General features: G+C 59.2%; 16 protein-coding genes and 1 tRNA gene. 10 read left to right on the top strand and 7 right to left on the bottom strand.

Going from position 1 to position 14,911, the window contains the following annotated elements:
- Positions 1 to 38: 38 nt before the first annotated feature.
- Positions 39 to 689: a DUF998 domain-containing protein gene (locus OB916_RS07885; protein ID WP_315908753.1), complete on the bottom strand. Its 651-nt coding sequence runs from the start codon at positions 687 to 689 to the stop codon at positions 39 to 41.
- 99 nt (positions 690 to 788) lie between these two features.
- Between OB916_RS07885 and OB916_RS07880 the strand changes: the two genes are divergently transcribed.
- Together OB916_RS07880 and OB916_RS07875 are read left to right on the top strand one after the other, a co-directional pair.
- A complete protein-coding gene (locus OB916_RS07880; RefSeq protein ID WP_315908752.1) occupies positions 789 to 1,547 on the top strand; it encodes a hypothetical protein in 759 nt (252 codons plus the stop codon).
- 26 nt (positions 1,548 to 1,573) lie between these two features.
- Positions 1,574 to 1,656 (top strand) — tRNA-Ser (locus OB916_RS07875).
- A 352-nt stretch (positions 1,657 to 2,008) separates the two neighbouring features.
- Here the strand turns inward: OB916_RS07875 and OB916_RS07870 are convergent.
- A complete protein-coding gene (locus OB916_RS07870; RefSeq protein WP_315908751.1) occupies positions 2,009 to 3,373 on the bottom strand; it encodes a sodium-dependent transporter in 1,365 nt (454 codons plus the stop codon).
- Between the two features lie 144 nt (positions 3,374 to 3,517).
- The gene (locus OB916_RS07865; RefSeq protein WP_315908750.1) at positions 3,518 to 4,204 is read right to left on the bottom strand and encodes a carbonic anhydrase; all 687 of its coding nucleotides are present in this window, start codon (positions 4,202 to 4,204) and stop codon (positions 3,518 to 3,520) included.
- Positions 4,205 to 4,325: 121 nt separating this feature from the next.
- On the opposite strand from OB916_RS07865, the gene OB916_RS07860 reads away from it, so the two are divergent.
- Complete coding sequence (locus tag OB916_RS07860) at positions 4,326 to 4,499, top strand: DUF5786 family protein (protein ID WP_315908798.1); 174 nt, start codon at positions 4,326 to 4,328, stop codon at positions 4,497 to 4,499.
- A gap of 99 nt (positions 4,500 to 4,598) precedes the next feature.
- Here OB916_RS07860 and surE read toward each other — a convergent pair whose 3' ends face one another.
- The 3 genes from surE to msrB all read right to left on the bottom strand — a co-directional run bounded on the left by surE (position 4,599) and on the right by msrB (position 6,711).
- Entirely contained in the window at positions 4,599 to 5,414 is an 816-nt protein-coding gene (gene surE / locus OB916_RS07855) for a 5'/3'-nucleotidase SurE (protein WP_315908749.1), read from the bottom strand.
- Between the two features lie 75 nt (positions 5,415 to 5,489).
- Positions 5,490 to 6,236 carry a hypothetical protein gene (locus tag OB916_RS07850; RefSeq protein ID WP_315908748.1) on the bottom strand — a complete coding sequence of 249 codons (747 nt, stop codon included), beginning with the start codon at positions 6,234 to 6,236 and terminating at the stop codon, positions 5,490 to 5,492.
- 61 nt (positions 6,237 to 6,297) lie between these two features.
- Positions 6,298 to 6,711, bottom strand: coding sequence for a peptide-methionine (R)-S-oxide reductase MsrB (msrB, locus tag OB916_RS07845; protein ID WP_315908747.1), 414 nt, complete (start codon positions 6,709 to 6,711; stop codon positions 6,298 to 6,300).
- A 219-nt stretch (positions 6,712 to 6,930) separates the two neighbouring features.
- Between msrB and OB916_RS07840 the strand changes: the two genes are divergently transcribed.
- The 4 genes from OB916_RS07840 (at position 6,931) to OB916_RS07825 (ending at position 10,801) form a co-directional block, all read left to right on the top strand.
- Positions 6,931 to 7,791 (top strand): IS5 family transposase, encoded by an 861-nt coding sequence (locus OB916_RS07840; protein ID WP_315908746.1) that lies wholly within the window; start codon positions 6,931 to 6,933, stop codon positions 7,789 to 7,791.
- A 65-nt stretch (positions 7,792 to 7,856) separates the two neighbouring features.
- Entirely contained in the window at positions 7,857 to 8,495 is a 639-nt protein-coding gene (locus OB916_RS07835; protein WP_315908745.1) for an IS6 family transposase, read from the top strand.
- Between the two features lie 57 nt (positions 8,496 to 8,552).
- Positions 8,553 to 8,954, top strand: a complete 402-nt coding sequence (locus OB916_RS07830) for a hypothetical protein (protein WP_315908744.1) — start codon at positions 8,553 to 8,555, stop codon at positions 8,952 to 8,954.
- 641 nt (positions 8,955 to 9,595) lie between these two features.
- A complete protein-coding gene (locus OB916_RS07825) occupies positions 9,596 to 10,801 on the top strand; it encodes a hypothetical protein (protein ID WP_315908743.1) in 1,206 nt (401 codons plus the stop codon).
- 85 nt (positions 10,802 to 10,886) lie between these two features.
- On the opposite strand, the gene OB916_RS07820 is transcribed toward OB916_RS07825, so the two are convergent.
- A complete protein-coding gene (locus tag OB916_RS07820; RefSeq protein WP_315908742.1) occupies positions 10,887 to 12,059 on the bottom strand; it encodes an IS701 family transposase in 1,173 nt (390 codons plus the stop codon).
- Positions 12,060 to 12,318: 259 nt separating this feature from the next.
- Between OB916_RS07820 and OB916_RS07815 the strand changes: the two genes are divergently transcribed.
- The 3 genes from OB916_RS07815 to ilvD all read left to right on the top strand — a co-directional run bounded on the left by OB916_RS07815 (position 12,319) and on the right by ilvD (position 14,896).
- The gene (locus tag OB916_RS07815) at positions 12,319 to 12,576 is read left to right on the top strand and encodes a DUF7385 family protein (protein ID WP_315908741.1); all 258 of its coding nucleotides are present in this window, start codon (positions 12,319 to 12,321) and stop codon (positions 12,574 to 12,576) included.
- Between the two features lie 63 nt (positions 12,577 to 12,639).
- A complete protein-coding gene (locus OB916_RS07810; RefSeq protein ID WP_315908740.1) occupies positions 12,640 to 13,059 on the top strand; it encodes a hypothetical protein in 420 nt (139 codons plus the stop codon).
- Positions 13,060 to 13,138: 79 nt separating this feature from the next.
- The gene (gene ilvD, locus OB916_RS07805) at positions 13,139 to 14,896 is read left to right on the top strand and encodes a dihydroxy-acid dehydratase (protein ID WP_315908739.1); all 1,758 of its coding nucleotides are present in this window, start codon (positions 13,139 to 13,141) and stop codon (positions 14,894 to 14,896) included.
- Positions 14,897 to 14,911: the final 15 nt, after the last annotated feature.

The following is a 14,911-nucleotide window of genomic DNA, read 5'->3' as shown; positions in this document are numbered from 1 at the left end:
CGCTGGGAGTAAACGGTTCCGTCGTCGACTTGCAGGTATCAACCTGGTTGCTGTGACTGTCTATCGGGAGATGGCATCCGGCGAGCGTGGACGAGTACCCATAGCCCGACGAAGATCGCGCCAGCGAGTTCCGGGATGGCCAGCCCCGACCGACGGAGCCCACCCGATCCGATCCACACCATCCAGACGGCGAGGTTTCCGAGCCCTGCCCCGATCGAGACGGCTCCCGATCGACGGCGGCCGACGAGCAGTTGCCCGGCACCGAATACCAGAACGGAAGCGGAAAACAGCATGTAGAATCCCGAAGCGACTGGAAAGTGTAGCGAGTGCCCCTGTGGAAAGACGCCGATCGCGGAGAGAAACGTCGAGGTCACGCCGAACAGGAACGCCCCGAGCCGGGCGAGCAGTCCGTCGACTGAAAGCGCAAGTCCGATAGCAAACACCACTCCGAGTGCCCCGCCGACGATCAGCCCGCCGTTGAATGCCACCGCCGTCGCCGCCGTCCCAGCCGGGTGGGTTCGGTCGCCGAGAGCGGACAGTGCGTTCGCCCCGAGCGCGAACGACGGCGAGAGCGCGATGGCGACCGCGAACGCGCCGAACACGACGGCGACGGCAGCTACGCCGGCCCAGCACCCGAGCCCTCCCAACGGCTGATTCGTGTGTCTTGGCCCCGGCCACGTCGTGTCCATACGTGTTGACACCGGACACAGTTGCAAATGCTTTGGCCTCGCGAGCGGGGACACGGCCGCAAGCGCGACGTTCAAGGCCGGGCCGGTCCGAGAACGGGTATGACCACACTCGTCGTGCTCGCGGACCCGCCGGTCGAGGGCGTCGTCGGCCGCCGAATCGCCGAAACCACGCCGCTCGACGCGGAGGAGGTCGTCTCGCTGTACGAGGCGATGCTGTCGGATATCGTCCAGGCAGCCGAGGCCGCCAGCGGACAGCTGCTCGTCAACTACCGGCCGCGGGAGCACCTCGACGTCGATGCCGACGTGTCTCCGAAGGGCCGACTCGAAACGGTCGTCTCCGAGGCCGTCGAGAAGCCGGACGACGTCCGATACGAGGTCCAGGTCGGGAGTTCCTTCGCGGCCCGGGTCGGCAATACCGTGACGCACTTGCTGGAGACTGAAGAGGAGGGCAGCGTCCACGTCCTCGAGCCGGCAGTCCCGCTGGTGACTCGCCAGGGGATCGACTCGACGTCGATGAAGCTCCGGCGGAGTCCCGTCGTCCTCTCGCCGGGACCGGGCGGCCGCGTCGGGTACGCGGGGTTCGGGGAGTCGATCGACTTCGACGGGGCGTACGATCCGCCCGCAGTGACGTCGCTGGTCGAAGCGGCGCGAGCGGCGGACCTGGATGTGGATTTCGTGCCGTCGCTCCAGCCGGTCGAGACGGCAGCGGATCTCGCGTCCGTCGTGTCGGTCGTCCGGGCGAGGGCACGAGCTGGACGGATCTATCCGACACAGACCTACGAGTGGGCCGAAGCGCACGGGGTGTATGCAGTCGAGGGCGCGGACGGGTTGCGCGTCGAGAAAACCGACAGCCATTAAATGGCCGGCCCGCAAGAGACGCCTGCGGTGGGGTGGCAGAGCGGCCCATTGCGCCTGCCTTGAAAGCAGGTGGCGTTAAGCCTCCTGGGTTCAAATCCCAGCCCCACCGCTTCTACGCGAACGACAGTGAGCGTTGAGCGATGCATCTGGCGATTTGAGCCCTGCCAGTCGCGCGCAACGGAGTGAGCACGTCTGGCTCCGGTTCAAATCCCAGCCCCACCGTGAGTGCGCGGCGCATTGACGCGCCGCGCCGAACAATACGCTGGATTTGAAGCCTGCAAGTCGCAGCCCGCGCAGCGGAGCGAGCAGGAACGTCTTGGTCCGGTTCAAATCCCAGCCCCACCGTTTTGCTCCGAGCAACTCCGCGAGCGACGAATACGTCACGCGGGGACTTGGATCTGAGAAGAGAACGGTCGGAGTCGGATCGAGCGAAACCGGTCACCGTACCGGAGGGGAGAAACCTACAGCGATGCCAGGAAGTCGGTGAACGCGTCGCCTGTGAGGAAGTCGACGAAGGTGTCGATACCCAGGTACAGAGAGACGATCAAGACGACGAGGACGGGGATCCGGACAGTCCACAGCCACACCTGATCGATCCCGGAGAACGATTTAATTCCCTTGCTGAGTTCGTCGATTGCTTCTTCAGGGTGGAGCCAGGAGACCAGGGTCACGAGCAGGATACCACCCAGAACCAGCAGGATTTGAGCCGCGAAGATATCGTACAGATCGACCATGACCGTGTCGATCGTGACAGGGGCACCGAGGAGGAAAATCGCGGACCCAATGAGGATCGTGGCCCGCTCTCGAGCGATCCCGAACTCGTCGATCGCGTAAGAGACGACAACCTCGATCAGACTGATCGCCGAAGAGAGGGCGGCGATGGCGACCGTCGTGAAGAAGAGGACGCCGATAATGCGCCCGAACTGGAGGTTGCCGAGTGCTTCAGCGACACTCAGGAAGATCGCGCCTGCGCCGGAGGTCTCGGGGTCGACGCCGGCCGAGAAGAGGATGGGGAAGACGATCAGACCCGTCAGGATGGAAATCCCCGTGTTGAAGATGACGATCGTCCCGCCGTCGATGCCGAGATTCTCGTCCTCGGAGAGGTAGGAGGCATAGGTGATCATCACACCCATCCCAAGCGAGAGCGTGAAAAAGCCCTGGCCGGCCGCGGCCGGAACGATGCTCTGCCAGTTTGCGAGGAGGTAATCCAGGTCGGGTGAGAGATAGTAGCTGTAGGCCTCGCCCGCACCGGGGAGCGTGAACGCGTAGACAGCGAGGAGCGCAAAGATCGCGATGATCGCCGGGACCATGATCTTCACGCCGAGTTCGATGCCTTGCTTGACTCCGAGTGCGACGATGATGACGACGAGGAGCATGAACACTGCGTGAGCAGCCAACGCGTCGAGGCCCGACGAGATCTGAACGAAGTACTCGCCAGGGCCCTGTGCGATGTATCCACCGGTTGCGCTGCCGAGGATGTATCGAAGTACCCACCCACCGACGACGCTGTAATACGAGAGGATCACGAATCCGATGAACACGAACAGTCCGCCAAGGTACTTCCACGCCCCGCCAGCGAACTCACGAATCCCGCCGACGGCGTTCAGTCCCGTCTGTCGTCCGACGACGAACTCGACCATCATCGCCGGGAAGCCGATCAGTACCACGAAGGCGAGATACATCACGATGAACGCGGCGCCGCCTTCCTGGCCGACCTGGAAGGGGAACCGCCAGATGTTGCCAAGTCCTACGGCACTGCCGACCGCCGCGAGTATGAATCCGATACGTGTCGACCACGTCTCACGCCCTGCGCTTGAATTACTCATATTTCGTCCGCGCTTGACGACGACACTCAATTAAATCATCGATATTTGCCGGAAACTGTCGAAAACCTAAACAAACGATAGATCGAGTGGTTTGTCAGGGCGGAGACGACCCGGACACCCCCGCGCCTGCTGGCAGTCACCGAGCTACGGTTCGTATTCCCAGAGACGGTCGATCCGGTCTTCGATGTCGGGATAGTCTGTCCGGAGCGCTTCGACCGACCGGGTGCCATCGATGTTGACGACGTGGACCTCTCCACGCCGACCCTCGTAGATGTCCTGGAAGTCGTAGACGACGCCGACGATCGTGACCGAGTCGGGGACGTCGTCGCTCTCGCGGAGTACCTCGACCTGCCGGTCGACGTTGTACTCGACGAGTCGATTGATCGCTTCGTCACGATCGAGTCCGTCCGGTAGTGTCTCGACGCCGTCCCGGAGATGTGGGGCGAGCAGTCCGATCGAATGTTCGATCCCCGGCGGTTCCGATAGCCCGTCTATCAAGTGATCGTAGGTCGCGGTGACCGCGCCACAGCCGGTGTGACCGACGACGATCGCGACTTCGGTGCCAGTGTGGGCGATCGGATAGAGCACGTCGCCGGAGACGACCTCGCCATCGGCAGTCTGCTGGATAACCCGGTTGCCGATGTTGGCACACGTAAAGAGTTGTCCCGGCCGCTCGTTGCCCCACATCTGGTCCTGTAGGACCCGCGAGTCCGAACAGCAGACGGTGACCGCATCCGGTCGCTGCCCGTCCTGGACGTCGTCGAAACGCGTGTCGAACGTCTCGGCGTGCTCGCGATTGCGCTCCAGGAGTTCGAAGACTGTCTGATCCATACGGAGATCGAAATGCGGGTAGACATTGAGGTTATCGGCTGTCACATTGAAAGAGATTCTCACTCACGGATACGGTGAAGCCACACTGCTTTTCCGCGTGCCGGCCCCAATGATAGATACGATGGGCTTTGGTAGTTACGACGAATCCGAGCAGGAGAACCAGCAAAGCGACGCCGACTACGACGAAGACGAAGCTATCAACGTCCACGACAACGACCACGACGGGCGCGTCAGCTTCGAATCCGAAGCGGATCAGGACGAGCTGCTGGATAAACTCGAGCAGATGAAAGACTAGACGGCCGCGACGGTGGACGATCGCCATACAGGTTCTGCCAGCGAGTCCGGCGCTTCCGAGGTCACGTCAGCCGGTTCCCACTGGCGGGTGCGTTCGTTTTCACACTGGATACGTTTCCGCTAGCGCGTCCAGCGCTTCGTGATGTTCACTCGTGTGGGGGGCAGTCAGTGGGGAGACGCTGACCTTGCCGTCGACGACGGCCCGTCGGTCAGTTCCGTCCGCGTCGGGCAGATTGCCGTCGGCCATCTGCTCCCAGATCCGATCGTAAAGCTGGACTTCTTTGCCGTCCCGGACGGCGTCCATCTGATACACTTTCGACGGTTCCGTGATCGCAAGCGGTGCGTGCTCGCCGTCGTTGAGCGGGCCGTGTTCTCCGCCAGCCATCGGCGCGTTGACGTTCAGGTAGTCGGCATACTCGAACACGCCCGCGTCGAGGGCGTGTTCCGCAAGATAGGCGGCAGCCCGCGTCGCCTCGCCGTAGGCCTCGTACTCCGCCGTGATCGTCTCGAACGTGACGTCCTCTCGAACCGGAATGTACATCGAGACGGCGATCGCGGGCACGTCGAAAAAGGCAGCCTCGACGGCCGCACTGACGGTTCCAGACCGACCAAGGACGTATGCGCCGAGGTTCGCCCCGTCGTTACAGCCGGAGACCACGAGGTCGACGTCGGGAACCAGCGCTTCCACGCCAGCGACGACGCAGTCCGCCGGCGTCCCGGCGACCGCATACCCGAGTTCGTGCTCGGTGACCGTGACCGACTCCGACAGCGCGCGCCCGACCGCACTCTGGTCGCTGTCGGGTGCGACCGCAACTACCTCTCCGACGTCCGTCAGTGCGTCGTAGAGTGCTCGAAACCCGGTAGTTTCGATCCCATCGTCGTTCGTTAGCAAGATCGTCGGCTCGCCCTCGTCCATACTCTCGTTCCGGCCGGATCCAGCAAAAGCCCACCGCTCGGCAACGTGGGGCACACTGGACGGTCTGGATCGAGGTCACCGATCGAGCAGTGCCCCGATCTGGACGTCGCGATCGCGCCAGAGCCCGATCAGATAGCTCCCGACAAGCCCGCAGAGGAGACTGTAGGCCAGCGCGAACACGACCGTCTGCCCGAGACTCGGGGCAATCAGGATCGCACCGTCCACCAGCTCGAGCCCGGCGAAGAACGTCCCAAGGATCGCCACGCCCGTATACCCGACCGAGAGTCCGATCGCCGGCAGGACGGCTTCGTGTATCGACGCGGTATCGTCGAGCGTGAGAGAAGCGAGAACGGCTCCGGCGACGACGAGCACGACGATCGGGACGAGATAGTACAGCAGTTCCGGCTTGTCCTGAGCGTACTGGAGCGGCTCTCGGAACCGGCCGAGATTGAGCGGAACGACCTGATCGGCGTTGTCACCGAGGATCGTCAGCGGCTGAGTGCTGCCCACGTCGACGATCACCGTCTCCGTTGGCCGGATCTGAGACGAATCGATCGTGAGGCCGCTGTCGATGAACGTGACGTCGTCTTTGATCGTCCGGACTTCGAGCGCTACGTTGTGAGCAGCATAGAATATTCGGCCGAGTTCCGAGAGGACCGTCCCTGGATCCGCACCCTCTGATGGTCCGTCGGGGAGGAGCGCGACGACGCTCATCACGAGATAGCCGACGATGAACGTCCAGACGCCACCGAGCACGCCGGCCAGCCAGTTGTAACTCGTTATCCGCGGGTCGAACAACGGCTCGTCCTCCGAGTCGTCCATAGACACGTCTCAAAACTCCCCGAATAGCACAAAAAGCGTTCCGGTGCTCGGGCCAGGCTCGCTATTCGTCCGGGTCGAAATCCAGCGCCGCCGAGTTGATACAGTAGCGCTTGCCGGTCGGGTCGGGGCCGTCCTCGAAGACGTGACCGAGGTGGCCGCCACAGCTCGCACAGACAACCTCCGTCCGTTGCATCCCGTGGCGCGTGTCGAGTTCTGTTTCGACGTTGCCCTCTTCGACGACGTCGTAGAAACTCGGCCAGCCGTGCCCGGAGTCGAACTTCGAATCCGCGTCGAAGAGCGGTTCGCCACAGCCAGCACACCGGAACACGCCGTCGTCGTCGACGTCGAGCAGGTCGCCGCTGAACTTCGGCTCCGTACCGCGCTCGCGCAGGATGTGATACTCTTCTTCGGTCAGCAGCTCACGCCACTCCTCGTCGGTGCCCGGCAGGTCATCGATCGAATCGGAATCGGACATGCCTGGTTGTAACACTCCGAGGCGTATATGTCCCCGGACCTCGGCAGCCCCGGCCCGATCGAGCGAGATACCGATGCGGAAGCGAGTGATAGCGACTGCGGCGCGCCTGTGCTGGATCAATCGCCCACCATCGGGCGACCGAGCCGGCGAGCCGATACAGCAGTCATCGGCCGTGTTTAGACGCTAGTAAGAGCGGCTAAATGTCTAACTTACTAGGGAGTGAAGCGGGAAGAGGAGTTTGTGTCCAGCAAACTCAGCCGCTTCACTGAACGGGTTGTCTCGCTTGCTCAAAAAGCCGTCGTCGGCGAGCCAGATCCAGCGTTCGAAGAAGGTGGAAATGGCTACGCAGACTGGGTGATCGTGGCGATTCACGGCCTCCGCGAGTACTTAGATCACACGTATCGGCGGCTGCTGGACGTGCTTCACGAAATGCATGGAATTGTCGCCAAACTCGACCTAGAGGTGGCTAATCTGCCTGATTTCACGACCGTGTGTACGCGCAAGCAGGATCTGGAAATGCGGATCTGGCGCGTCCTGCTGCGGCTGTCGGCGGAATTGCACGATCTCGGTGATGTTCAGGCAATCGACGCAACCGGCATGGATCGGGTCGCTGCCAGCCAACACTACGTAAAACGGACGAACTACACCTTCGAGGCCGTGAAAACGACGATCCTCAGCGATTGCAAGACTGGTGCGATCCTAGATATACATTGCTCGATGAAACAACCGCACGACTCCAAGATTGGCTGGCAAATGGTGAAACGGAATCTCGACAAACTGAACATTCTTACTGCTGACAAAGGCTACGACTGGTGGCTCCTTCGCCAAAGATTGCGTGCAGAAGGCGTCAAACCGGTGATAAAGCACCGCGAATTTGGCTGGCATGGCATCGCGAACAATCTCTTGCAAGATGATACGATCTACCATCAACGCTCGAACGCCGAATCCACATTTTTCGCGCTGCGCCGCAAATACGGTGAGATTGTTCGAGCTCGAACCTGGTTCGGTCAGTTCCGCGAACTCGTCCTGAAATGCGCTGTCAGAAACATCGAACTCAGCGTCAGCCACTCGCGACCGTGAATTTACGCGTCTAAACAAGCATCGTGTTAAGATAAGGGTGAGGCGGTCGGAGTTTCGAATGATCTATGCCCGAAATTGACCGCCTCGGTGGAGATAGTGACTGGATTCATTTGGAGTTTATGGAGCGAGAGCGGACACCCGAGGAGATCGTTGAAGTGGGTATTCAGTTGCATCTGGCTGGCTTATCGCTTTCGAATACCAAACAACATCTTGAGAGGTTGGGTGTCCAACGCAGTCGAACCGCCATCCATAACTGGGTGAAAAAGGCTGATCTACAGCCAACAGGAACGAGATCCTCGAATTACGTTGCGCTCGACGAGACGGTAATTCAACTCGGGACCGAGCGCTACTGGCTGTACGCCGCCGTCGATCCCAAGACCAACGAATTCCTCCACGTACGTCTGTTTCCAACGACGAACTCAGGTCTAACACTCGTGTTTCTGCGTGAACTCCGTGAGAAACACGACATCGACGATGCGGTGTTTCTCATCGACGATGCTGACCACCTCCAGGCGGCACTGTCGCGACTCGGACTCCGATTTCATATCCGTCGCCACGGAAATTGGAATAGTGTCGAACGTATCTTTCACGAGGTAAAACGGAGAACATCCTCGTTCTCAAATACGTTCAGCCACGTCGAGCCCGCGACAGCTGAGTCCTGGCTCGAAGCGTTCGCCGTCTGGTGGAACCGATGCCAAAGTTAACAAGATGCTAAACAAGGTCCCAAAAATTTATTAAGTTATATCTATTAAACCAAATCTATGGAAACAAGGCGGACGGTCCTGGCAACACTCGTAGGTGCTGGAATTGCGGGGCTCGCTGGCTGTGCCTCCTCCAGCGAGGACGAAACAACAACAGAGCGGACGACGACCTGGCCGTCCGGCGAGATTCTCGCCATCCCGATCGATCGCGACCTAAACCCCGAAGAGCCGGTCACCTACCCCAACGGCGATACGGAAAATGACTACGTGACTCAGGCTCTAGAAGCAGCTGCTACGTCGGGCGAGTCCAGCACGGTCGAGATTCAGAACGAGACGGCACTTGAACGCGTCCAGTCGGTGATTCAAGAGTACCCGAGTGCCCCCGACGACGTAGAGAGGAGTGGGACCCTTGTCTCGTACGAGGGTGACTATTACGTGCTGCAACTGGTCGATAACGATTGACAAACGGAGCCGAACGCGACAAGAAGGCCCTCCTGACGATCGGATAGATGGTGCGCCATTAAGGAACGTGAGGATATCACACCACGCACCGGTTGAAAAGGAGAAGATCCTCCCAATACTGCTATCAGGAGCACAACTGCTTGGTGATCGGTCGAGGTGACGTCGTGGCCGTCAGCAGTGTTTCGATCCTGTAGACAGTTCCGTGGTAGCGGATGAACCTATCTCTGAAATCACGGGTATAGGACTGCTTAAAGGGAGGGGAGGCCGAGTTGCCGTTCTGAAGTTCGAGCCGTTCGTACCCCCGGCGTTCATTACAAGATAGGTCTTCACCGAGGCGACCCATTTGCGAGCGTACTAATCGTATTCTGCCTACGTTCGGGCATCTAGGTGTGCCCGACGAACGATTCTTTGACGATTAGTTTCGGATGAGTGACCGGGTTGAGACTGTGACGTGCCCGCAGTCGTTCAACCACTGTGGATGGTTGGTGACAGTAGGGTCCTATCTCGAAGCGTTCGCTGTCTGGTGGAACCGATTCTCTCCCACCCAATATAATTTATTATACTTACTTTTTATATACTTACTTTTTATATACTTACTTTTTATAATAAGATATATTACGAGGCAGTTTGATATCCTCATCATGGATAGTGATAGACTATCCCACGTTGAAGAGTATAAGGGTCGAACAAATCAGCGTAGCTGGAAAAGAAAGATTTCTGGCATGGGGCGTCGAGGTTTTATCAAAGCTCTAGCTGGATTTGGGGCCAGTTCGACTGCTCTAAGCCATGTCTCACAAAGAGCATTTGCAGAAAACATCGACGATCCTCGTCGAGAGGTGCTCAGAACTGAAAGTTTAATTCATAAAGATCAAGAGGCTGTGGAAGAGGGAAAATTTCCCGAGAGGCAAGCGGAATTCGACTCCATACCAAGGAACGACTGGATTCGAATTGAGGCTCCCCATAGGCGTGCAAAAAGACTACAACAGGAATTACCCGGTGATTTTGACGTTGCAGTAGGCCACGACAATGGCTTTGATCCAAAAATCACAATCCATTGTGAGGAAGAGGATAAAGAGAGAATAATGGCAGAATCACCAGGAAGAGTTGATGCTAATATTAAATCAAAACTTGGGAAACATAGTATCAGCAATATTCCGGTAGAGGTAGAAACAAAAGAGGTTGAGGAACATGATGAGGCTCCTGACGATTATTTTGATGCAAAATACAGACCTATTCCGGGAGGATGTATGGGAGGCGGTGCATCAACAGCTACTCCGGCCGCCGTTAAGGCAACCACTGGTGACAACTGGTATAAAGGGCTTCTACTGAGCGGTCATCAAGTGAACTACAATTCGGGAACAACTGTAAACCAACACGGGGACAAGATCGGGGAAGTCAAAAGAGCCACAGCCAACGAAGGATTGAAAGACGCTGCTGCAGTAGTATTGATGGGGCCCGATTATAGATTCCAACTAGCCAAAGATGGATGTGCCTGTTATTCAAAGTACGATATTACCGGTATCCTAACCGACGAGAAGCTTAGAGACAAAGTAGCCTACGGCTATTCGATTTCAGCTCAGCTTCACGAAACTGGGAGACATAGAACCAAAGAGCTGTATGAATTCATTCATGATGACCACGGTGGTCGAAGTATAGCATTCAAAAATGACTTCTCAATTAGTGGCGATTCGGGGGGTCTCTACTGGTTTGAAAAATTCGACCCGAGCCTTCATGAAACAGCGTTAGTTGCTGGGATTAACTTCGGCGATTGGTCGGCAGGAAATGGATGGCATACTACAGGTAATACAGCCGAATTCGTCGAAGACGCATTGGATGTGAAAATATAGGATCGGTACTTGATCCGGGAACGATTCAACGCGTTAAGTTTGGCGTGAGTTGTGGTAGTAGTGTTTAGTTACTTGACTTCGCACGTTAGATGAACATCCCATCGATCTGTTGCATTAGCTCGTCGATGCTGCGGTCCGGACTGGTCAGTGCCCAGGAGAGAAGGTTCTGAACGCTTTCACGGAAGGATCGTTTGACGTCGTTTCGGAGTGAACTCGCGTGTCCAAGGATCGTTCCAAGGGCGCTGTGTGCAGCACCGAACTTGAGGAGGCTGTAGGCCAGCATCAGCAGGTGCCAGTGCCGACTGGCACCTGCGGCATGCCGTAACTCGCAGTCGCCAAAACCAAGATCCTGCTTGGTGTCCCTGAAGAACGTCTCTACTCGCCATCTCATCGCGTACAACTCGATGAGATGGCTCGCTGGCGCGTCGATTTTGTTCGACACGATATACTTCACGCTCGGTTCCTCGTCTTCGTCGCTCGATTCTTTCTCGGTGATCAGGAGCTTCACTTCCCCAAGCCGACCGACTTCACGTTTCTGTGTCCAGATGTGGTAGGTGTCTCCGTTGACGGTTCGTGGGACTGTGTCGATGCGCTCAGCCAGCGCATCGACACGGATTCGGTCACCGCCATAGCTGACGCGTGCATCGCTTTTGACGGCCGAAACCCACTCTTTCCCGTAGCCTTCGAGATGAGTGACGAACTCCTCGGTACTGTAGAACATGTCGAAGAGATAGGTGTCCGCCGGGACACCTATCTCGATGAGTTCGTCAACGAGTTCGATAGCGAGTTCAATACGGCGTTTGTCGTTTTTCTTGTAGAGGCGAAAGCCGAGTGGGTAGGTGGTTTTCTCGTCGGCGTAGAGTGCGTAGACGATGTTCTGTCCCCAGATGTAGCTGTGGATACCGTGGTCGTAGTATTTCCCCGCATGAGGGATTTTCTTGCCCGTTTTGTGCGTGAAGGTGTCGTCGATGATGACGACACCTTCACTGCTCCACCTCGTGTCATCGGCTTGTTGGAGCAGTGCGAGGCGTTCTCTGTTGAGCTGTTCTTCGTCCCAGTCGTACTCGGTGAGGAACTTGTTCAACGCACGTTCGCTCTTGGCCGGGAGAACGATATTCGAGATGCCTTGGACGGTCTTGTTGCTGGCCGCAACAAGACCTGTGACGTAGGTCTTGGCGTGGTGTTTCTGCCGTTTCGAGAAACACTCGAATTGATCGATTGGCTCAGTACACGACAGGAACGACGTTATCGGCAGCATCCACGTTTCACACGCTCTATACGCGCTCTAACGAGATAACGTGCGAAGTCAAGTAGTTAAACGTGAAGAGGGCCTTGTTTAGACGCGGTGGTGTCGGCCTCTACGGCCGTTCTCCAAACAACGCCTTCGGGTCTTGAGGCACTCAACGGCTTGTTCTGTTCGATCGATATGGACACTAACCGGCGACTTCGGGAACGTCTAAACAAGGCCGCAGTCATCATGAGGAGATATTATGTCGCCGTCCGCCCATTCCCGGGATATGCCGCAACTGGACGTGACGGACGGGTTCGACGTCCACGAGTACCGGGAGGGCTTCAAACTTCGCAAGGAGACCCGAGAGACGACACATCTCGAAAACCGGGCCGGATACGACTGTCCGGCCTGTGGGAAGCCCTTCGAGAAACTGTTCGTCTCCGAGAAGCGCATGCAGTCGTTTCAGTCCCCGCCCGGGCCGTTCTGTCTGGTGCGAACGGACGACCAGTTGCTGCTGTTCACACACGGCCAGGGCCGACCGTGACCTGGTCCACGGGTCCGGACCGCGAGATTTTAATTCGGCGGGGGCGAACTACGTGTAATCAGTATGGCCGCATCGTTCTCTGAGTTGGCCGCTACGCTTCGCTCGACGTCACTTGAGGAGTATGCCTGGTGGAAACACCACGCCGCGTTCTATTTCTCGCTCATGTTCGCTTTCACGATGCTCGTACTATATTTCGGTCTCAAGCCGGTGCTCTCTTCGCTCGGGGTAGCTTCGGTTCTCCAGGTGGCGATGAACTGGCTGCTTCGGGCAACGTTCGTCGTCGTGTTGCTCACGTCGATCACCTCCTGGCTCGGGTACTACTACGACGCGAAGTACGTCCGCTCGCTCGACGTCGACTACACCCCCAACTGGAAGCTGTACATGGTGCTTCATCTCACGCTCCCGATCGGCGGTCCGCTGTTCGCCGTGCCGCTGTATACCTTCCAGCGATTTCGCCACGTCGGCTTGCCCGTTTTCGGTTGACCCTGCCGGCAGTGCGAGACAGGCGGGAACCGAAACCTACTCCCGCCCGGACTGATTACGGCGACGACAGTAGAGCGCAATGCCTGCCGATCATCTGACCTCGGAGAAAGACGAGTCCCTCCGGAGCGCGGAAGTGACCGAAGGGGTCGACCGTGCACCCCACCGGTCGCTGTTTCGCGCCGCGGGGCTGAGCGACGAAGAGATCCACAACCCACACATCGGGATCGCCAACTCCTGGAACGAGATCGTCCCCGGTCACGTCCACCTCGACGAACTGGCCGAGTACGTCAAGGAAGGCGTCCGCGAGGCCGGCGGTACCCCGCTGGAGTTCAACACGATCGCCGTCGATGACGGGATCGCGATGGGACACGAGGGGATGCGATCCTCGTTGCCATCCAGAGAAGTGATCGCCGACTCGGTCGAGTTGATGGCCAACGCCCACCAGTTCGACGGGATCGTCGCACTGGCCTCGTGTGACAAGATCGTTCCCGGTATGTTGATGGCCATCGCCCGGCTCGACATCCCGGCGATCGTCGTCACCGGCGGACACATGGAGGCCGGCGAGTACGATGGCGAGACCGTCGACCTGGTCGACGTCTTCGAGGGCGTCAGCCAGCATGCCGAAGGCGAGATGGACGACGACGAACTCTACCAGCTCGAGTGCACCGCCTGTCCCGGCGAGGGGTCGTGTGCCGGCATGTTCACGGCGAACACCATGGCCTGCGTCACGGAGACACTTGGGCTGTCCTGGACCGAGTGTGCGACCTACGGGGCGACCGACGACCGCAAGCGCGAGATTGCACGCAAGAGCGGCCGTCGGATCCTCGATCTCGTCGAGCGGGACATCCGTCCCTCGGAGTTTCTCACCCGCGAGAGCTTCGAAAACGCCGTTGCGGTCGATCTGGCGCTCGGTGGCTCGACGAACACCATGCTGCACCTCCCGGCGATCGCTCAGGAAGCCGGGCTGGACCTGACGCTGACGGACTTCGAGGAGATCGCCGAGCGGACGCCCCACCTGGCGCACATGAGCCCGGCCGGCCCCTGGCGGATGGAACACCTGCGCGACGACGGCGGTCTCCCGGCACTGTACCACCGGATCGACGACCTGCTCCATCTCGATGCGCCGACGGTCGACGGCCGGACGATCGGCGGCCGGATGGGTGACCGCCAGCCCGGCGGGCAGGTCATCCGCGATCGGGACGACCCGGTCCACGAGGAAGGCGGGCTCGCAGTGCTCCGCGGTAATCTCGCACCCGAGGGGTCGGTCGTCAAGGCCGGCGCGATGGACGGCTCCATGCGCCAGTTCGAGGGGACCGCACGGGTCTTCGAGTCTCAGCGGGCGATGCTCGACGCCTACGACGAGGGCGAGATAGAAAAGAGAGACGTGGTCGTGATCCGCTACGAAGGGCCGAAGGGCGGTCCCGGGATGCCCGAGATGCTCGAACCCACATCGAAGATCAGCGGCTCACCCACGCTCTCGGGCGAGGTGGCATTGCTGACGGACGGGCGGTTTTCCGGCGGGACTCGCGGCGCCGCGATTGGCCATGTAAGTCCCGAAGCGGCCGCCGGCGGACCGATCGCGCTGGTCGAGGACGGCGACACGATCCGGATCGACGTCGACGCTGGTGAGCTGACACTGGACGTGTCACGGGAAGAGCTACAGCGTCGGGCAGCCGACTGGGAGCCGCCTGAGATCGACGCGACGGGCGTCATCGAGCGATTCGCCGCGCTCGCGACCAGTGCCGCGACCGGCGGCGTGCTGGAAGCGCCCGATCTGGCTGCACCGGAAATCCGACTCGAAGAGACGTCCGGCCGCGCCGCAACCGGTGACGACTAGCGACGACGCCGTTCG

This window comes from Halapricum hydrolyticum, assembly GCF_025517535.1.
Classification (GTDB): Archaea; Halobacteriota; Halobacteria; order Halobacteriales; family Haloarculaceae; genus Halapricum; species Halapricum hydrolyticum.
This window is presented reverse-complemented; position numbering and strand designations above follow the sequence as displayed.

Coding starts and splice junctions, on each gene's coding strand:
- OB916_RS07885 (WP_315908753.1), bottom strand. CDS start 689: ATGGACACGACGTGGCCGGGGCCAAGACACACGAATCAGCCGTTGGGA.
- OB916_RS07880 (WP_315908752.1), top strand. CDS start 789: ATGACCACACTCGTCGTGCTCGCGGACCCGCCGGTCGAGGGCGTCGTC.
- OB916_RS07870 (WP_315908751.1), bottom strand. CDS start 3,373: ATGAGTAATTCAAGCGCAGGGCGTGAGACGTGGTCGACACGTATCGGA.
- OB916_RS07865 (WP_315908750.1), bottom strand. CDS start 4,204: ATGGATCAGACAGTCTTCGAACTCCTGGAGCGCAATCGCGAGCACGCC.
- OB916_RS07860 (WP_315908798.1), top strand. CDS start 4,326: ATGGGCTTTGGTAGTTACGACGAATCCGAGCAGGAGAACCAGCAAAGC.
- surE (WP_315908749.1), bottom strand. CDS start 5,414: ATGGACGAGGGCGAGCCGACGATCTTGCTAACGAACGACGATGGGATC.
- OB916_RS07850 (WP_315908748.1), bottom strand. CDS start 6,236: ATGGACGACTCGGAGGACGAGCCGTTGTTCGACCCGCGGATAACGAGT.
- msrB (WP_315908747.1), bottom strand. CDS start 6,711: ATGTCCGATTCCGATTCGATCGATGACCTGCCGGGCACCGACGAGGAG.
- OB916_RS07835 (WP_315908745.1), top strand. CDS start 7,857: ATGCCCGAAATTGACCGCCTCGGTGGAGATAGTGACTGGATTCATTTG.
- OB916_RS07830 (WP_315908744.1), top strand. CDS start 8,553: ATGGAAACAAGGCGGACGGTCCTGGCAACACTCGTAGGTGCTGGAATT.
- OB916_RS07825 (WP_315908743.1), top strand. CDS start 9,596: ATGGATAGTGATAGACTATCCCACGTTGAAGAGTATAAGGGTCGAACA.
- OB916_RS07820 (WP_315908742.1), bottom strand. CDS start 12,059: ATGCTGCCGATAACGTCGTTCCTGTCGTGTACTGAGCCAATCGATCAA.
- OB916_RS07815 (WP_315908741.1), top strand. CDS start 12,319: ATGCCGCAACTGGACGTGACGGACGGGTTCGACGTCCACGAGTACCGG.
- OB916_RS07810 (WP_315908740.1), top strand. CDS start 12,640: ATGGCCGCATCGTTCTCTGAGTTGGCCGCTACGCTTCGCTCGACGTCA.
- ilvD (WP_315908739.1), top strand. CDS start 13,139: ATGCCTGCCGATCATCTGACCTCGGAGAAAGACGAGTCCCTCCGGAGC.